Source organism: Priestia sp. FSL H7-0729, from assembly GCF_038005685.1.
In the GTDB taxonomy this organism is placed as follows: domain Bacteria; phylum Bacillota; class Bacilli; order Paenibacillales; family Paenibacillaceae; genus Paenibacillus.
Window position 1 is genome coordinate 146,641 of the sequence record NZ_JBBOTQ010000008.1, and the last position, 16,595, is coordinate 163,235.

A 16,595-nucleotide genomic window follows, 5' to 3' on the forward strand; every position below is an offset into this window, starting at 1 on the left:
GCTTCCCTCCACAACTCCCTGCTCCGCTTCGCGAAGGACGGGAGCTTTTACTTCCGCAGAAGACTTAACTCTTCTGCGGTTAGTTCACGATAGCTTCCGATGGCCAGATCGGAAGCTAGTTCAAGCTCACCCATCGCTACGCGTTTCAGATAAATCACTCGCTTGCCTACCGCCTGAAACATACGTTTCACCTGGTGAAACTTCCCTTCATGAATAATAAGCGAGATCGACGAGATCGTGCCTTCTTCCGTCTCTTCCTGACCAAGTATAGTCAGTTCGGCCGGCAACGTCTCGTATCCGTCATCCAATTGGATGCCCGCCTTGAAACGTTGTACATCCGCTTCATCCACGTTTCCCAGAACACGGGCTTCATAGGTTTTGGGCACATGTTTGCGTGGAGATAACAGATCATGGGCAAGTGGACCGTCATTCGTAAGAATGAGCAGTCCCTCCGTATCCTTATCCAGTCGTCCCACAGGAAAAGGATTGAAGACCCGATCCTCTTTGTGCAGCAGATCCAGTACCGTCTTATCTCTGTTGTCCTCTGTAGCAGATACAACACCCGGAGGTTTATGCAGCATCAGATAGATCATCTCCCGATACACAATCCTCTCGCCATCGGCTTCAATGACGTTGACCTCGGGATTCACCTGTACACCACTGTCTTTAACCACTTTGCCGTCCACATGGATTCTGCCTTGCTTCACCATCTTTTTGAGTTCACTTCGTGTCCCCACACCCATATGGCTTAATATTTTGTCCAGACGCAGCGTTTGTTTACCTTTTCCACTCATGCCGATGTCCACCTCCAACCTGCCGGATATTCATTCTTCAGTACACCATCCAGCCATTTCCCCCAGCCAGCGGCATAACCATCTACACATACAAGAACGTACCCTTTGGCAAACGTATCCGCCTTGAGCACCACTCGTTCTTCTTCAATATTTAACGTTTCACCCTTGAGGTATCTCACGGCTTCGCCATCAGTGGATGACAGATTTACGCTTCTCCGTGCTTCAGATGCATTCAGAGCACACGCAAGCGGGTGGGACGGAACGAATCGTCCATTCTTGATCGTGCCCATAAACCAGCCTGCACGAATGACTTTCAGTCCCTCCAACCGTGCTGCACCAACCGAGGATTGATACACACGATCTCCATAACATACCGTTTCTCCAGTTAACTCAATCTCCAATTGTTCTTTCATAAACTGACTGTAGATCGCAACCGGATCAATACTTGCCGGATTAGCTCCGCGTCCCTGACCCCGTTCTGATCTACGTCCACCGTGATCCTTACCTTTTTTGCTCGCTCTACCCGGATTCTTGCCGCCACCAGCGTGTCTGTCATGGGACTCTCTGGATTCGATTCGCAGCAAACGTTCCTTTTTACGATCAGCCTTGGTCATAGCAATTGAAGAAGCAGCAATAGAGTAATCCTCGTTCCCCTCTACTTCATTCCTGGACACATCCTCGACCTGTCCATACTCCATTGCTCCTTCTTTAACTACTCCTGGTTGATCTGTTTCTAATCTTTGTCCTGCACGATGATGTAATACGGCGACATAATGTCCTTCCCCTTCCAAAAGGTGAGGCCACAATCTTGCGGTACCACGCGTTTGATCCAGCACATCTTTGGTCTCATCGGCCTTCTCAGGCATCATCTGACGCACCCATTCCGGACGCCCTGGAGCAAATCCTGTCTCTTCAGAAATGTCCCTCACAACAAAATCACGGTTTAGATCCAGAAACTCCGCAATCATCGCTTCATTTTCCTCCGGCGCAAAGGTACATGTCGAATATACAATTGTACCTCCTGGAGCCAGCAATCGTGCCGCAGTCTCCAAAATATCCCGCTGCATGAGTACACATTTTTCCACCGAATGATGTTCCCACGATTTCACCATGTCTTCATCCTTGCGGAACATGCCTTCACCTGAACAAGGCGCATCAATTAATACTTTGTCAAAATAATGAGGAAATGCATTCGCGATCCGCTCGGGCGACTCATTCAAAACAACGGCGTTCCGCACCCCGTACAATTCCACGTTCTTGGCCAGCGCTTTGGTGCGTTCAGCATGGATATCGTTCGTGACAAGCACACCCTTGCCTTGCAGCTTTGCAGCAATCTGTGTCGTTTTCCCTCCCGGAGCAGCGCACAGATCAAGCACGCGATCGCCAGGTTTCACCTGCAATAATTCAACTGGAGCCATTGCACTTGGTTCCTGTATATAATACAGCCCTGCATGATAATAAGGGTGCAGCCCCGGTTTAACACCATGAGGTACATAGAACCCTGTCTCACACCAAGGAATAGGTCTTAGATCAAACGGAGCAATATCATCGAATTGTTCCATCGATATTTTCAGCGTATTCACTCTCAGTCCCGCATGGGGCGACTGTTCATAAGACTTCATAAATTGTTCAAACTCATCACCCAGCAAACTTTTCATTCGCTCAGCAAATATCAAAGGTAACTTTACACCCATATTCCCACTCATCCTGTCTTGGTAAGATTGCAATATCGTTTTATTTTATCATATCCAGGCTTTGCTTTCCTATCATATCGTATCTATTCCACTACAGCGTGTAATGTAGTATAATGGCAAGTAGATTGATTCCTGAGCAAAAATTCGGGTGTTTATGCATATTATCCCAACCTTTATTTTTGCCCAAACTATATTTCGATATGATCGATGGGGGATGTCCAATGAAATCCAAGAAGAAAAAGAAAAGTGCTGCGATCCTTATATTCCTGGGTATTTTAGTCATTATGATTGCAGCATTGGTTGTCGTAGACCAGCAATCCAAAAAACAGATGGATTCAGTGGAAAATGCTTATGGCATCGCTGCTTCCAAGCTTAATCCAGCTACACGGGAACTGCTTAGTGATCCCAACTATCAACAAATTATTGTGCCCGCTGATCTCAAAGCCAAAATCGATAACAAAGACAGCTTTTTTGTTTATTTCTTTGCTTCCGACTGCTCGCACTGCCGTGCCACAACACCTCAGTTGATGCCACTGGTTGACAGTGAAGGTATTGAGCTTCCGCAGTTCAATCTGCGCGAATTCGAAGCAGGTTGGACCGATTACAATATCGAGTTCACGCCTACCCTCGTCTATTATGAGGCTGGTGTGGAGAAAGACCGCATGGTTGGCGGACTGCAAGAGAATGGCAGTGACCAAGGCTACACGTTGGACGATTACAAACAATTTTTCCAAAAATATAAAGGCAGTGCCACTCCTTCGGCAAGCTAACTAATAGATCATTTTCATAATTAAGCACAATAAAGGTACTTATGTCACCAGACACTGTTCTGTTTAAGGACAGGCTGTGCCACCTGCAATTATCTGAATATGACGCAACATTCAAAAACACCCCGATCTTTCCCTTTACAGGAATCGTCGGGGTGTTTCATAACCATGGAAATTCATTTCCATGGGATGCTCATTTGAATGTTAACGGCCGATTACAACTCAACTTTTACCCTGATCCATCGCCTTCATCTTCTCTTCGTATATTCGCCCTCTGGTAGGACTCCGGCGTTGCGGAATGTTAGGTTTAAGCTCAAGCGATCTTCTAGAGATCTCCTGTTCCAAGACCTCATCAACAATTCGTATGGATAAATCCCTGTATGACACAGACTGAGCATCTGATTGGGACAGTTCCTTCACGATTCCCCGTACATCCGATACCAAAGCCCCAAGGTCAATGCCCAGAATCGTATCAGGATAAGGTTCCAGAAGGTCAAGTGAGCTCTGTAACATCATTGTGCCTCCGCGAAGATTGCCGTTCCTGAAGTGGTACAAACCAACCGCAATTTGCAGCAATCCTTTATAGAGAGAATCCCGGTTCCGTTCAAGCCACAATTCTTCCAGCACCTCATGGCACTCGAAATAATCCTGATCCCGATTGAAGTAGATTAAGTAATCAATGTACAGTGACTCATAGATGCTCATCCGGATTTTCGCCCTTTCTGGCGTTGTTCAGAAGTTCTTTCACATCATCCAGCAAGTCTTTTAGCCCTTCCATATCATGCCGTTCCCAATAATCGTTAAAACGCTTCTGTGCTTCAATCGCTTCACTGACAAGGTGGTAGAAGTATAATTGATGAATGATATTCAATGTTCTTGATACGATATTGGAATCATCTTCAAATGCCTTCTGTGCCTCCAAAATCTGTAGACGAATGGCAGACATTTCATTATCCAGTACAAAAGCAGCCTCAGCTGTTTTTTTCAACCTGGCTCGCATGTCATCCGGTAAGCTCTCCCGAAATTTGTAACTTAATGAATGTTCAATCGTAGCCCAGAAATTCATGGCAAGTGTCCGGATCTGAATCTCTGCCAATACGATCTTTTGTCCCAGAGCCGTCTGAACGGGATACTCAATAATCATATGGAAGCTGCGATAGCCGCTCTCTTTGAAATTCGTTATATAATCTTTCTCAATAAGTACCGTGAGATCCTTGCGGCCTCGAATGTATTCGGCAACCCGACGGATATCATCTACGAATTGGCACATGATACGGATACCTGCAATATCCTCAATGCCTGTCTCCACGTCATCAAGTGACACATTCAGTCGTCTGGATTTCTCCAGAATACTGGATATTTTTTTGACACGACCGGTAACGAATTCAATCGGGGCATACTCTTCCCGTTTTTTCAGCTCCGCCCGCATTGTCTTAAACTTGACTTTTAGTTCCTCTACCGCTTGTTCATAAGGAAGTAAAAATGTACCCCAGTCTCTACCGTCCATGCTTATGCCTCCTGTCTCTATAGCGTCCCCTGTTCTATTCCATTATACATGATGTTTGGTGGGGGGAAGAGTCCCGAAGCATTTTACGCTCTTCCATGCTTCTATATTATTATTCCGGGGATTCACAATCCTTCTTAACGATGCTCCGCACCAACCGCTTCAGAGATATGGCGATAACCGTCCTTGCGCAGTAACTCACGCAGTCCGGCATGAATACGCCGATTCACCTCAGGTCCTTCGTAGATCAATGCGGTATATATTTCGACCAGACTTGCACCGGCTTTAATTTTCTCATATGCATCCTCACTGGTGAAAATGCCACCTGAACCGATGATCGGAAGTTTGCCTTCGGTCTGACGATAGATCTGGCGAATAATCTCTGTAGAACGCTCACGCAGAGGTTTACCGCTCAGACCACCAGTCTCTTTCGCATGTTGGTGGGAGAGTCCTGTACGACTGATGGTTGTATTCGTTGCAATAATGCCCGCAACACCACTGTCTGCAATGGTGCGAACCATGTATTCAAGTTCTTGGTCATTCACATCAGGTGCGATCTTCACCAGAACGGATTTGATCGCTCCGCCTGCTCGTGCATGCTGCACGTCCATCTCGTTCATAACCGCAGCGAGCAGTTCCTTTAATTCATTCCCATGTTGCAGATTACGCAAATCCGGTGTATTTGGTGAACTGATATTCACCACGAACAGATCAGCGTAATCGTATAGTGCCTGAATGCACTTCGAATAGTCCAGGTGAGCTTCCTCATTAGACGTTGCCTTATTCTTGCCGATGTTAACAGCCACTGGAATGCGACGATCCTGAAGACGCGCCAACTCACCAGCCATGGCTTCCGCACCGAGATTGTTGAAGCCCATTCGGTTCACCAAAGCCTCATCTGGAGGCAAACGGAACAATCGTGGCTGATCGTTACCTGGTTGTGCAAGTGGTGTCACGGTTCCCACTTCCATGAATCCAAATCCGATGGAGGAAAAGCCCGTCACGGCCTGTCCGTTTTTGTCCAGACCCGCAGCCAGACCAACAGGTGTAGGGAAATGACACCCAAACATGTCAACAGCCAGATCAGACGTTTCACGAACGCCGTACATCACTCGAAGTCCGGAAGGAACCGGCCGGATGCTACCCACGCCACTAAGGCCGCCAATAATCAGATGATGGGCCTGCTCAGGGTCCATTTTGAACAACAAAGGTTTAGCAAGACTTCTGTATAACATATCACTCACTCCGTTCTGGTCCGGTACGCCAATAAGCCGTTTTCCGTCTTTTCATATGTAAAAAAACACTCTACACACAAGTCTATCTGTTTCTTATTAAAAAGGAAAGTAGTTTGCGCATAGACACCACAAATCGAATGATGCAAAATGCTCACAAGAAATCCACCCGTCCACTGGTAATGACGAGTTGAATTCTTTACAATGAGAGCATGGTTACTCTACACCAGTTCTATTCCAATAAGGAGGAATAACTCATGGCTCCCAAACGTAAACCACCTGCATTACAGCAAAAGAAAGAAGAAGTGAATCGCAAAGCCATTGCATGGACTGCAGCATGTGTAGGCGGCTTGATCATCATTATTGGTGCTCTTATCATTATTGCCAATATGTAGATGATTCAGGCTGAATCATCTGATTCTACATATCCAACAGATCAATTCAGCCAGTGATACGTTTTGTTCGGATTATTTTGTTTTGGAACAAGCGTATGCTGATAACGCTGCTTAGCTTCTGGAACAAGTGTCAGATCTGGCAGTAGATCTTCTCCAATGCGTACCGGAGTACCTTGCGGAGCAAGAGCGAATAGTTCTTCTACATCTCCTGTACGCATTCTTACACATCCAAGGGACTCATCCAGTCCGATACTGTCTGGCTCGTTAGTCCCATGGATGGCATAATTCGTGTTGGAAAGCTGCATCCCCCTGCTTCCAAACTCACCATTCGAGCGTCCATTCGGATTCACCACTTTATCCGTAATGACAAATGAACCTTCCGGTGTTCGATCACCGCCAAGTCCCACATCATATATCCGAACAATCGTATCCCCACTGATTAATGCAAGTTTATGTATATCCTTATCAATGACAATCTCAAGCGGTTCCTGCAGAAAAGGCTGACCTCCCAGCGTATCCGCAAAAGCGGCATTTTGGCCTTGAGATGAATTCGAAGTCGTCGAACCGTTCTCTTCACCGCTCGCTTCACCCTTTCCTTGCTGTGCCTTTCCTTGATGCAAGGCTAACAGCTTCGGAAACATCTCGGTCATGCCTGGCGCAGTCTCTCCGAGAATATTATTGGGAAATGGCTGAGCCATCTGTGTTACACTCTTTGGCCAAGCGTCATTTTTTTTACGATAGGCAACGATTGCACTTGATAATGATGCAGCGGCTTCCTGCTTCGCGGTCCAAGCCATTGCCATCTTTTTGATTTTCGGCGTGACTTCAGGAGGTTCACAGTTACACTGCTTGGCATCATAACTCTGTGCAGTTAGTTTCCCGCTCGTATTCGTCTGCACGATGTATTTCACAGGCATATTTCGCTTCCACAAAGACCAATCCTCCGAGGTTTGCATGCCCAATACAGCAGAGGTCTCAACTTTCGGTCCAGAACCGGACCATGCAGCTGCGAGCGCAGCCTCGCCATGACTTCCTCCGCCAAACGCCGCAGCGGTGAACACATTACTTGGTGGCGGTGTGGACGCAGTCACAGCCTGTTGATCCGCCTCTACAGGCTTTGCGATGTCATCTGTGGATTCCAGTGCCGCCGATAGTACATCGGCTGCTTCACGACTGAAACCTGGAGCGTCCGCAGGTGGCAGACCTGCCAGCACAAGCAGCATGAACAACGTAAGCCACATTTTGCGTCTACTTTGTTTTTTCTCCTTTTGCTCCGACATCTCCACCAGTTTCTCCTGATAGTCCACCCAGATGTCAGCAGGAGCTTTACTGCGTTCAAATGCCTCGTAAACCTCGCCCGCTTGTTGGAAGCAATAGTTGGCTTTGGCCTCCTGTCCTTCGCCCAAGTACTCCTTTCCAAGCAAATACCAGGCCATTTTATTGTCTGGATGTTTCTTGACATACGTTCTTAGATGAGTATTTTGCATCCGATCCTCCACTATTTCGCCTTTTTCCTTAATATCCATATATATCGGCATAAGCAGGCGTTGAATCCATAGGACTTGAGTACCCGGTAGGAAAAAGGCATTTCGACAATGTTCGTCCTTGATCCACAGATCAGATGATCCCTGTTAAAATGAAAACAAAAAAGCACCTTCCCCTGTCATAAAGACAAAAGAAAGTGCTCTGTGTTCATGTGAGAAAACCTTAACCCTCTTTATTGAAAGGCTCGTCCGCTACTTTGATTGAATCTGTAGGGCAACCGTCGCATGCATCCTGCATATCGTCAAACAAGTCGTCTGGAATCGCTTTGATCCCTTTGTTGGAGTCTCCGTCAAAGATAACTTCTGCCAAACCTTCATCATCGTAATCGTAGATGTCTGGAGCCGTTGCTCCACAAGCGCCACAAGCGATGCAAGTGTCTTTTTCAACCCAAGTATATTTACTCATTTACATTCTCTCCTCCTAAAATTCGAAACGTACAGTGTTTTTATCTAGAAACATATTAAACCAAAGTAAGAATAATTACAAATCATTTTGCAACCACAAGTCTTTATTATCCCCTATTTAATCAAGACTTTGCAAGTTATCTTTTTGCAGGGAAGTTCCGCGTACTTTATGATTGCGAAGAAGCACGGAAGGATCATCTCCAAGCATGCCTGCGGTCACAACAGCATTCTCACCAAATTTATCACGTAACTGATCCATAATGCGAATCAGATTGTCCTTCTTCGGCTTCTGCTCATATTCGAACAAGTCCATCTGCACAGCGGATTCTTCTCTTGGAATCAGGTTTTGAAGTGTCACTCCCAGCATTCGTACAGGCTTGCCACTACCCCAATGCTTCTCGAATAGTTTACATGCCTCACGGTAGATGACCGCTGCATCCTCCGTAGGAACTTCCATGAGACGTGATCGGGTGATGGTCTTCATATCCGGTGTCCGAATCGTAATCTGAATCCCCTGGCTGAACATTTCGTGCTTGCGCAATCTTCTGGCTACCTGGTCACTTATATTGAGGAATACCCGATGAATCTCATTCATATCCGATACATCCGCAGGTAGAGTGGTTGTATGCCCAATGGATTTATTGGCTTCCCGTTCCGCGTGAACTGCGGAATGGTTAATGCCATTCGCAGAATTTTTGAGCCATGCTCCATTGACTCCGAATATTTCGGTCAACATCTTCTCATCCGACTTGGCCAATTGACCAATCGTTTCAATGCTCAGTTTTTTCAGCTTTTCAGCCGTTTTTTTGCCAATGCCAAACATCTCGTTACACGGCCTATGCCAAAGAATACGAGGTACATCCCTCATGCGTAAAATGGAGATACCGTTCGGTTTTCTCAGATCCGAGGCCATTTTCGCCAATAATTTATTGGGTGCAATACCAATGGAACATGGCAACCCCAATTCGTCCTTGATTCTACGCTGTATGCTCTCCGCAATCTCCATCGGATTTCCGAATTGCCTTGAACCTGTAATATCCAGATAACACTCATCAATGGATGTTGCCTCAAGTTGAGGGGTATAACTATATGCTATCTGCATGAACGCTCTTGAATATTGACGATATAAATGAAAATCAGGACGAATCACAATGAGATCAGGACACTTCTTCATCGCTTGGTGTACAACCATGCCTGTTGAGATCCCCCGGTTACGAGCGGCATATGAGCAGGTTACAATTACACCCTTTCGCAGTTCGCTACTACCCGCAACGGCCGTTGCTTTTCCTCTATATAGATCCGGTTCCTCCGCTTCATGTACAGAGCAGTAGAAAGCATTCATATCCACATGCAGAATCACCCGTCCGGCTGTAGGGTAATATTGATCCACATTCGCTGGAGGATTGCCGTCTGAAGACATCATGACCCCCGCCCTTTCATGCACACTAATTAATGAAACGAATTTCTTTCTTCTATAGTATATCAAACATGTTATGTTAATTCAGTCACGAGCATTTATTTTCTGCGAGATCTGATCAGAGACCTGATGATTAACCAACCTACACTCACAAAAAGAATCAACGTGATCAGGGCAATAATTGTATTTTCCCATACAAAAGTCAAAATCAACCCTCCTTTTTTTCCACATATTTCTATTAAAACTCAATAATAAATTATAACATACCTACGAATTATGATTAACATTCTTCTTTTAGCTCTAAAATCCATTAATTATTACATGAAACTGTGATTTCGATGTAGCATTTGGCTATAATGGTGCTATAATAATTAATTATACAAATTGACGACTTTAGGACAAATCAACGCATCCAGTTTAACACAGTGTAGCGTTGCCGAATTGAAGGATTTATCCATTACCGTACTTAACTGCTTTTCCCAACTTACAATCCAAACTTTTAAAAGAGCGCTTTATCTCAAAGGAGGATCTTCATGTCAAAGGCCATTTCCATCTTCGATACGACTTTACGTGACGGCACACAAGGGGAGGGTGTCAGCTTATCGGCAGACGACAAACTCAAAATTGCCAAGAAGCTTGATGACCTGGGTGTCCATTATATTGAAGGCGGAATTCCCGGCAGCAATACCAAGGACATTGAGTTTTTCAAAAGAGTCAAGGAATTGAACCTGAACGCAAAGGTCGTTGCTTTTGGCAGTACACGCCGTAAAGGCAGTGTCGCTAGTGAAGACGCCAACCTGAAACGCATGATCGAATCTGGTGCTCAGGCCGCAACCCTTGTTGGAAAATCATGGGATTTTCACGTGCATACCGCTTTGCAAACCACACTGGAAGAGAATCTGTCCATGATCTATGATTCCATCGCCTATCTGAAACAGAATGGTATGGAAGTCATCTTTGATGCAGAACACTTCTTTGACGGCTTCAAACATAACCCGGAGTATGCTCAATCTGTCTTGACCAAGGCTCACGAGGCTGGAGCGGACTGGCTTGTCATGTGTGACACCAACGGCGGAACAATGCCGAACGAAGTGCACGAGATCGTATCCACACTGCATAGAAGCCTGCCTCACGCCCATCTCGGTATCCATACACATAATGATTGCGAGCTGGCTGTGGCCAACACACTCAGCGCTGTACAAGCCGGAGCCCGTCAGGTTCAAGGAACGATGAACGGTTATGGAGAACGTTGCGGTAACGCCAATCTCGCATCCATTATCCCGAACCTACAATTGAAGCTCGGCTATGAATGTGTTACTGACGATTCAATGAGACAACTTACCAACGTGGCCCGTTATGTTAGTGAGATTGCCAACGTAAATATGCCGATCAATCAGCCTTATGTCGGCAATGCTGCTTTTGCTCATAAAGGTGGAATTCACGTCTCTGCCATCCTGCGGGATTCCCGTACGTATGAACACATTGTGCCTGAACTTGTCGGTAACAAGCAGCGCGTGCTTGTTTCGGAACTTGCCGGACAGAGTAACATCGTGTCCAAAGCGCAGGAACTGGGGCTTGAGTTCGATCCAAGCAGTGCTAATTCACGTCAGATTATTGAGAAAATCAAAGACCTGGAGCATCAGGGTTACCAATTCGAAGGCGCAGATGCCTCGCTCGAATTGTTAATCCGTGAAGCCAACGGTGACATGAAAGAATTGTTCACTTTTGAATCATTCAAAATGCTTGTGGAGAAAACGGCTGGCAAATCCGTTGTTTCTGAAGCTTTTGTCAAACTTAATGTAGGTGGAACAAGTGTCTACACCGCTGCTGAGGGTAACGGTCCGGTTAACGCACTCGATAACGCGCTTCGGAAAGCACTGGTACAGTACTTCCCTTCACTTGCCAATATGCATCTCTCAGACTACAAAGTTCGTGTACTTGATGAGAAAGATGCCACTGCTGCCAAAGTTCGTGTATTGATCGAATCCAAAAATACGGAAAACACATGGAACACTGTAGGTGTATCCGAGAACGTGATTGAAGCAAGTTGGGAAGCTCTCGTGCATAGTTTCCGCTATGCGTTACTTCAAGAAAAATTGCAGGATGAGCCCGGTACACTCCCTATTCCTGCTCACGGGCTAAGTAATCATTAACGTGTATTTCCCGGAAAATAAAAGAAGCCTCTTGTACCCATGATTCATGGATACAGCGGCTTCTTTCTTTGCAGAAATTTAATTAGCAATCAACTTTTTAATCTTACGTTCCAACTCTTTCTCGGGCAATATGCCCAGCACAATCTCCTGTATAACTCCTCTGGAGTCAATCAGAACGTTCGTTGGAAAAGCGACTCCATTGTATTGAGCATACACTGTTCCCTTCTCATCCAGAGGAATAGGGAACGTCAGTTGGTACTCATCAACAAAAGCTTTGGCATCTTTCAGCTTATCGTAGGATGTTACATTAACGCCATAGAGGTCAAGCTTATCCTTATATTTCGTAGCCATTTTGTTCAGCTCAGGAGCTTCCTGTTTACATGGCTCACACCAGGATGCCCAGAAGCTGACGAAAGTGGCCTTTTCTTTGGCGCCACCCACACTGTACGTTTTCCCATCCATTGCGGTCAGAGAAAATGCTGGTGCCAGAAGACCCGCACGGGGTCCCGTCTCAGTAGGCAGGGGTTCATCCTGTTTGAATACGGTGGCAATCCCGTCTCCCGTATTCCGGGCCATTGTAATAGTAACAAGCAAGATAACACCGATGAGTATGTATTTGTTTCGTTTCATAACCCGCCACCCTTTTATATAATTAGCCTATTGAAACAGAAACACTTTTTTCTGTGCTTGCTACATGTTTAGCAGGCTTTATGACCATTCTCAGAACATGATTTACCAACGTTCTCTTTAATATTGTACCCTTTTCCTTTAAAATTTTACAATCTGCATCGTAGAAAATAAAATGAAAAAGGACCCCTGCCAAAGCAGGAGCCAAAGAGAGAGGGGTGAATACAAATGGCAGCACTTCACGGGCAGCAAAACACCTTCTACATCCCTTCTTCCGTAAAACAAGAGATGTGTAAGCACATGTTCCTTTCGCTGCCGCAAGAAGCCTGCGGGGTTATGCTGGGTGAAACCGCAGCGGGCGGTATACGAATCAGTCGGTTTCAGCCCATTCGTAACGTAGCACCTGACCCGCTGCATCATTTTGCTCTGGACGATGCCGAATGGATTAGGTGCGTATTTTCCGAACCTGAGCTCATTGGCATCTTCCATTCGCATCCGCATACAAAGCCCATTCCTTCCTTAGAGGACTTGCAAGCTCTTCCGGCCTTCGCCGGTTTGCTTCAGATGTACCTCATCGGCTCACCTGACCTAACAAGCGGGTTGCGATCTCATATGCATCTGAACGGTTATCAGATTGTATCCTCGAAGGTACAACAAGACCAACCTCGCCACATTATACCTTCGTACAATCTGCTTCCCGTTCCATTATGCGTGACTTAACTGGGTATACAGATCCCCCAAGGTCTCCACATTTTTACGAGTCATGTCCTCCAGATAACAGGACCATAACTGTGCAGTCATTTTTGAATCTTCCAGTGCATGGTGGCGTCCATAGATCGGAATACCTCTGGATTCCAGCAATTCATCCAGACCATACCCCGGCCTGCTTGGTTCAAGCCAGCGGGCCAACATCATCGTATCAATTAAACGATGCGACAGTCTTACTTTCGAAGTCCGCCACAGAGCAGCATTCAGAAAGGCTCGATCATGCGCACTTGCATGTGCAATCAGAACACTTCCGCCTACAAAAGACATGAAATCATGTAATCCCTCCAGCAACGTTGGTGCGTCCAGCGTCATCTCCTGTGTAATACCTGTAAGTTCAGTAATATGTTCCGGAACCGCAGTCTTGGACTGCACTACCGTGTAGAACTGTTCTCCTTCCAGCATCACACCACCATGTATACGGACCGCACCAAATGAGATAATCTCATCCCCATGCTGGGGCGAAAAACCCGTCGTTTCCAGATCAAATACAACTGCTTCCAGCTCATTTAGAGGCGTATGCAGAACCTCAGGTCTGCGCTGTTCTCGCATCATCGAGCGGATAAACGCCATGTGTTGCGCCGTAGGGGCTCCCATAATGGAAGCGATGGCGGAAGGAACCCCTCCCTGACGCAGCGAATTCCAGAATCCTGTATTGCCCCTTGCCGGCTCTCTCATGGACGTCTCCTTTCTGCAAAACGCAACTGTCTTTGTAATGCACGATGAACTCGTCGTACCAATCCGAGCGTATCCCTGAGCTCATAATGAATCTGTTTTTGTTTCATCTGTTTCTCATCCAGGAACCCACTGCTATGTTGCAGATCACCTTGAATGACAACCGGCGTATTTCTACGAAATTTCAAAGCCGCGATGAAGGCCCGCTGGCATGCATCCAGTAAAGTAAACGGGACAGCTTCAAGTGAAGTCAATCTCTCCATTCTTTTTAACGTAGATGACTCCTTGATCCCATGTTGCAAAGCCAAATAACGGGCACTGTTCACCAGCGGAATGTACAAACCATACTTGACATCAAATCCACCTGCATGTTCACCAAATCGTTCTGTGACCACACGTCCAAGTACATTTAATGTAGCTTTATGTTTAACCGTATTGCGAAGAACGGCATCCGAAAGTTCTGGAACTAGTCTGAACTGTTCATAAAAACTCGTGATCCATTCCTCTGCCAGACTTTGCTCCCCTGCAACAAAACGCATGTCTGAAGCGATGATCAGATTACGAACGGGCTCCCAATTCAGATCAGAACTCCACTCTGCTAATTGTTGCTTCCATGACGCCAGCGTTTTTCTCCACATCGGCTCTGAGCACATGACTTTGCCTTCGCACTTGGCGTAACCTAGCCCCTCCAACATATTCGTCATTCGCTGTCCAAGCTCGGCAAAGTATGTCCCTTTACCCTCATGTGGAATATCGCTAATAATCATGCCATTGTCCTGATCACTCCATAACGTTGCTTCTTCCCTGCCAGAACTGCCAAATACGATAAAGGCATAGGGGACGGGAGGTTGGCCGAAGCCTTCCTCAACCATCCCCTGAATGCATAACTCTACTGCTTTCCGTGCAATCCGGTCATGCAGTTCATTTACCGTCTGGTACCACTCGATTGGCGACAAGGAAGCGGACAACAATTCCTGGAGCTCATTCTGTAATATCACACGTGCCTGGCGCAGTTCTGGAACAGACGCCGCACCATCGATTCCCCGATAAGAGCAGGAATAGTTTGTAAACGAGATGGGTTCCATCATGTCCAGCCTCCTTGAAGCATGTTTCAGCATTATTCACCTCAGGAGCTGAACGTACCGCCACCCGATTTAGTTTCAACATTTTTCATTTGCTCAGGGTATCCGTAAGTACCGTGCTCACTGATATCCAGACCCATTGTTTCTTCTTCTTCAGTAACACGGATGCCCATGATCGCTTTCATTCCGCCCAGAATAATGAAGGACATTACCAGTACGAAGGCAAAGGCACCTGCCAGACCTAGAAGTTGTACCCCCAATTGGTGGAAGCCACCGCCATAGAACAGACCCGCTTGACCTACACCCGCATTCTCGGCAAGTTCAGGTGTAGCGAACAAACCTGTGGAGATCGCACCCCACATACCAGCAATACCATGTACGGAGAAAGCGTAGATTGGATCGTCAATTCCTTTACGATCGAAGTACTGTGCTGTGAAGAATGTGATGATACCTGCCAAAGCACCGATAACCAGAGCTGCCCAAGGTTCAACGAATGCACATGCTCCTGTAATTGCAACGAGTGCCGCAAGCACACCGTTTAACATGCTAGGAATATCAGACTTACCAAGTACTGCCCATGAGATCAACAGCGCAGCAACACCACCGGCTGCAGCAGCTACGTTCGTAGTCAGTGCAACATAACCGAAGAATCCATCTCCCATGGCAGATAATGTACTACCTGGGTTGAATCCGAACCAACCAATCCAGAGGATAATAACCCCGAGTACGGAATACACTTGGTTGTGACCTGGAATGATATTAGGTTTGCCGTCTTTGTTATATTTACCAATACGTGGTTTCAACAAGATGGTAGCTACCAATGCTGCAGTTGCACCAGTCAAGTGAACAACTGTCGATCCCGCAAAGTCTTGCATACCCAGCTCAGCCAACCAGCCGCCGCCCCATACCCAGTGAGCAACCACCGGATACATGATAATGGTATACAATGTACCGAAAACAATATATACGCTCATCTTCGCACGTTCAGCCATACCACCGCAGGCAATGGCCAGAGATACCGCCGCAAAGGCGAGGTGGAATACGAATTTAATAGTCAGTGGAACATCCGAGAAAGCCAGGGATTCAAAGGAAGCTGCCATACTGTCTCCACTCAGGAAGAATCCGGTAGTTCCAAAAAATCCATTACCATTACCGAAGCCTAGACCAAAACCCAGTCCCCAGAAGGCAATAACTGAAATCCCCAATGTCAGGATGGTCTTACCCGCAATGTGTCCTGCATTCTTCATTCGTGTTGAACCCGCTTCGAGTAAAGCAAATCCCCCTTGCATCAAGAACACGAGTACAACAGCCAAAAACGTAAAGGCTGAGTTCAAACCACTTTGAAGTTCAATGTTAGTCGGACCCTCCGCAGCCGCAAATGCGCTGACCGGAAAAGCGAACAAAGTAAGCATTACTAACACGGAAACCAACCATTTCTTTCTCATATACCCCACTCCCTCTTATGTTAAGTTTATTCACATAACGTGAAACTCTTAATGTCATTATAAGCAGAAGAGAGGAAAGTTGACAAGAGTATTTTC

The 16,595-nt window shown here is 46.3% G+C and carries 16 protein-coding genes; 4 read left to right on the top strand and 12 right to left on the bottom strand.

The window, feature by feature from the left end:
* Nucleotides 1–47: 47 nt before the first annotated feature.
* Together MHH93_RS18670 and MHH93_RS18675 are read right to left on the bottom strand one after the other, a co-directional pair.
* Nucleotides 48–794: a pseudouridine synthase gene (locus MHH93_RS18670; protein ID WP_500055238.1), complete on the bottom strand. Its 747-nt coding sequence runs from the start codon at nt 792–794 to the stop codon at nt 48–50.
* Entirely contained in the window at nt 791–2,488 is a 1,698-nt protein-coding gene (locus MHH93_RS18675; protein WP_500055240.1) for an RsmB/NOP family class I SAM-dependent RNA methyltransferase, read from the bottom strand. The genes MHH93_RS18670 and MHH93_RS18675 overlap by 4 nt, the downstream gene beginning before the upstream one ends.
* Nucleotides 2,489–2,709: 221 nt before the next feature.
* On the opposite strand from MHH93_RS18675, the gene MHH93_RS18680 reads away from it, so the two are divergent.
* Entirely contained in the window at nt 2,710–3,258 is a 549-nt protein-coding gene (locus MHH93_RS18680) for a thioredoxin family protein (protein ID WP_500055241.1), read from the top strand.
* Between the two features lie 219 nt (nt 3,259–3,477).
* Here MHH93_RS18680 and MHH93_RS18685 read toward each other — a convergent pair whose 3' ends face one another.
* The 3 genes from MHH93_RS18685 to MHH93_RS18695 form a co-directional block, all read right to left on the bottom strand.
* Nucleotides 3,478–3,960 (bottom strand): DUF309 domain-containing protein, encoded by a 483-nt coding sequence (locus MHH93_RS18685; protein ID WP_500055242.1) that lies wholly within the window; start codon nt 3,958–3,960, stop codon nt 3,478–3,480.
* Nucleotides 3,947–4,762, bottom strand: a complete 816-nt coding sequence (gene yjbM, locus MHH93_RS18690; protein WP_500055243.1) for a GTP diphosphokinase — start codon at nt 4,760–4,762, stop codon at nt 3,947–3,949. Before yjbM ends, MHH93_RS18685 begins: the two co-directional genes overlap by 14 nt.
* A 134-nt stretch (nt 4,763–4,896) precedes the next feature.
* Nucleotides 4,897–5,994, bottom strand: a complete 1,098-nt coding sequence (locus tag MHH93_RS18695) for a quinone-dependent dihydroorotate dehydrogenase (protein ID WP_500055244.1) — start codon at nt 5,992–5,994, stop codon at nt 4,897–4,899.
* Between the two features lie 254 nt (nt 5,995–6,248).
* On the opposite strand from MHH93_RS18695, the gene MHH93_RS18700 reads away from it, so the two are divergent.
* Nucleotides 6,249–6,386: a hypothetical protein gene (locus tag MHH93_RS18700; RefSeq protein WP_339241200.1), complete on the top strand. Its 138-nt coding sequence runs from the start codon at nt 6,249–6,251 to the stop codon at nt 6,384–6,386.
* Between the two features lie 41 nt (nt 6,387–6,427).
* Here MHH93_RS18700 and MHH93_RS18705 read toward each other — a convergent pair whose 3' ends face one another.
* The 3 genes from MHH93_RS18705 to MHH93_RS18715 all read right to left on the bottom strand — a co-directional run bounded on the left by MHH93_RS18705 (nt 6,428) and on the right by MHH93_RS18715 (nt 9,755).
* Nucleotides 6,428–7,873 (bottom strand): L,D-transpeptidase, encoded by a 1,446-nt coding sequence (locus MHH93_RS18705; RefSeq protein WP_500055245.1) that lies wholly within the window; start codon nt 7,871–7,873, stop codon nt 6,428–6,430.
* A 220-nt stretch (nt 7,874–8,093) separates the two neighbouring features.
* Nucleotides 8,094–8,336: a ferredoxin gene (locus tag MHH93_RS18710; protein ID WP_482073544.1), complete on the bottom strand. Its 243-nt coding sequence runs from the start codon at nt 8,334–8,336 to the stop codon at nt 8,094–8,096.
* A gap of 117 nt (nt 8,337–8,453) precedes the next feature.
* Nucleotides 8,454–9,755, bottom strand: coding sequence for a DNA polymerase IV (locus MHH93_RS18715; protein ID WP_500055346.1), 1,302 nt, complete (start codon nt 9,753–9,755; stop codon nt 8,454–8,456).
* A gap of 530 nt (nt 9,756–10,285) precedes the next feature.
* On the opposite strand from MHH93_RS18715, the gene cimA reads away from it, so the two are divergent.
* Nucleotides 10,286–11,905, top strand: a complete 1,620-nt coding sequence (cimA, locus tag MHH93_RS18720; protein WP_500055246.1) for a citramalate synthase — start codon at nt 10,286–10,288, stop codon at nt 11,903–11,905.
* Nucleotides 11,906–11,983: 78 nt separating this feature from the next.
* Here the strand turns inward: cimA and MHH93_RS18725 are convergent, their stop codons facing one another.
* Nucleotides 11,984–12,535: a TlpA family protein disulfide reductase gene (locus tag MHH93_RS18725; RefSeq protein ID WP_500055247.1), complete on the bottom strand. Its 552-nt coding sequence runs from the start codon at nt 12,533–12,535 to the stop codon at nt 11,984–11,986.
* A 225-nt stretch (nt 12,536–12,760) separates the two neighbouring features.
* On the opposite strand from MHH93_RS18725, the gene MHH93_RS18730 reads away from it, so the two are divergent.
* Nucleotides 12,761–13,252, top strand: coding sequence for a M67 family metallopeptidase (locus tag MHH93_RS18730; protein WP_500055248.1), 492 nt, complete (start codon nt 12,761–12,763; stop codon nt 13,250–13,252).
* Here MHH93_RS18730 and MHH93_RS18735 read toward each other — a convergent pair.
* The 3 genes from MHH93_RS18735 to MHH93_RS18745 are packed head-to-tail and all read right to left on the bottom strand — an operon-like array spanning nt 13,238 to nt 16,499.
* Nucleotides 13,238–13,975 (bottom strand): exonuclease domain-containing protein, encoded by a 738-nt coding sequence (locus tag MHH93_RS18735; protein ID WP_500055249.1) that lies wholly within the window; start codon nt 13,973–13,975, stop codon nt 13,238–13,240. The two genes, MHH93_RS18730 and MHH93_RS18735, sit on opposite strands and share 15 nt — an antisense overlap.
* Nucleotides 13,972–15,057, bottom strand: coding sequence for a DUF294 nucleotidyltransferase-like domain-containing protein (locus MHH93_RS18740; RefSeq protein ID WP_500055347.1), 1,086 nt, complete (start codon nt 15,055–15,057; stop codon nt 13,972–13,974). The genes MHH93_RS18735 and MHH93_RS18740 overlap by 4 nt, the downstream gene beginning before the upstream one ends.
* Nucleotides 15,058–15,098: 41 nt before the next feature.
* Nucleotides 15,099–16,499 (bottom strand): ammonium transporter, encoded by a 1,401-nt coding sequence (locus tag MHH93_RS18745; RefSeq protein WP_500055250.1) that lies wholly within the window; start codon nt 16,497–16,499, stop codon nt 15,099–15,101.
* Nucleotides 16,500–16,595 lie beyond the last annotated feature (96 nt).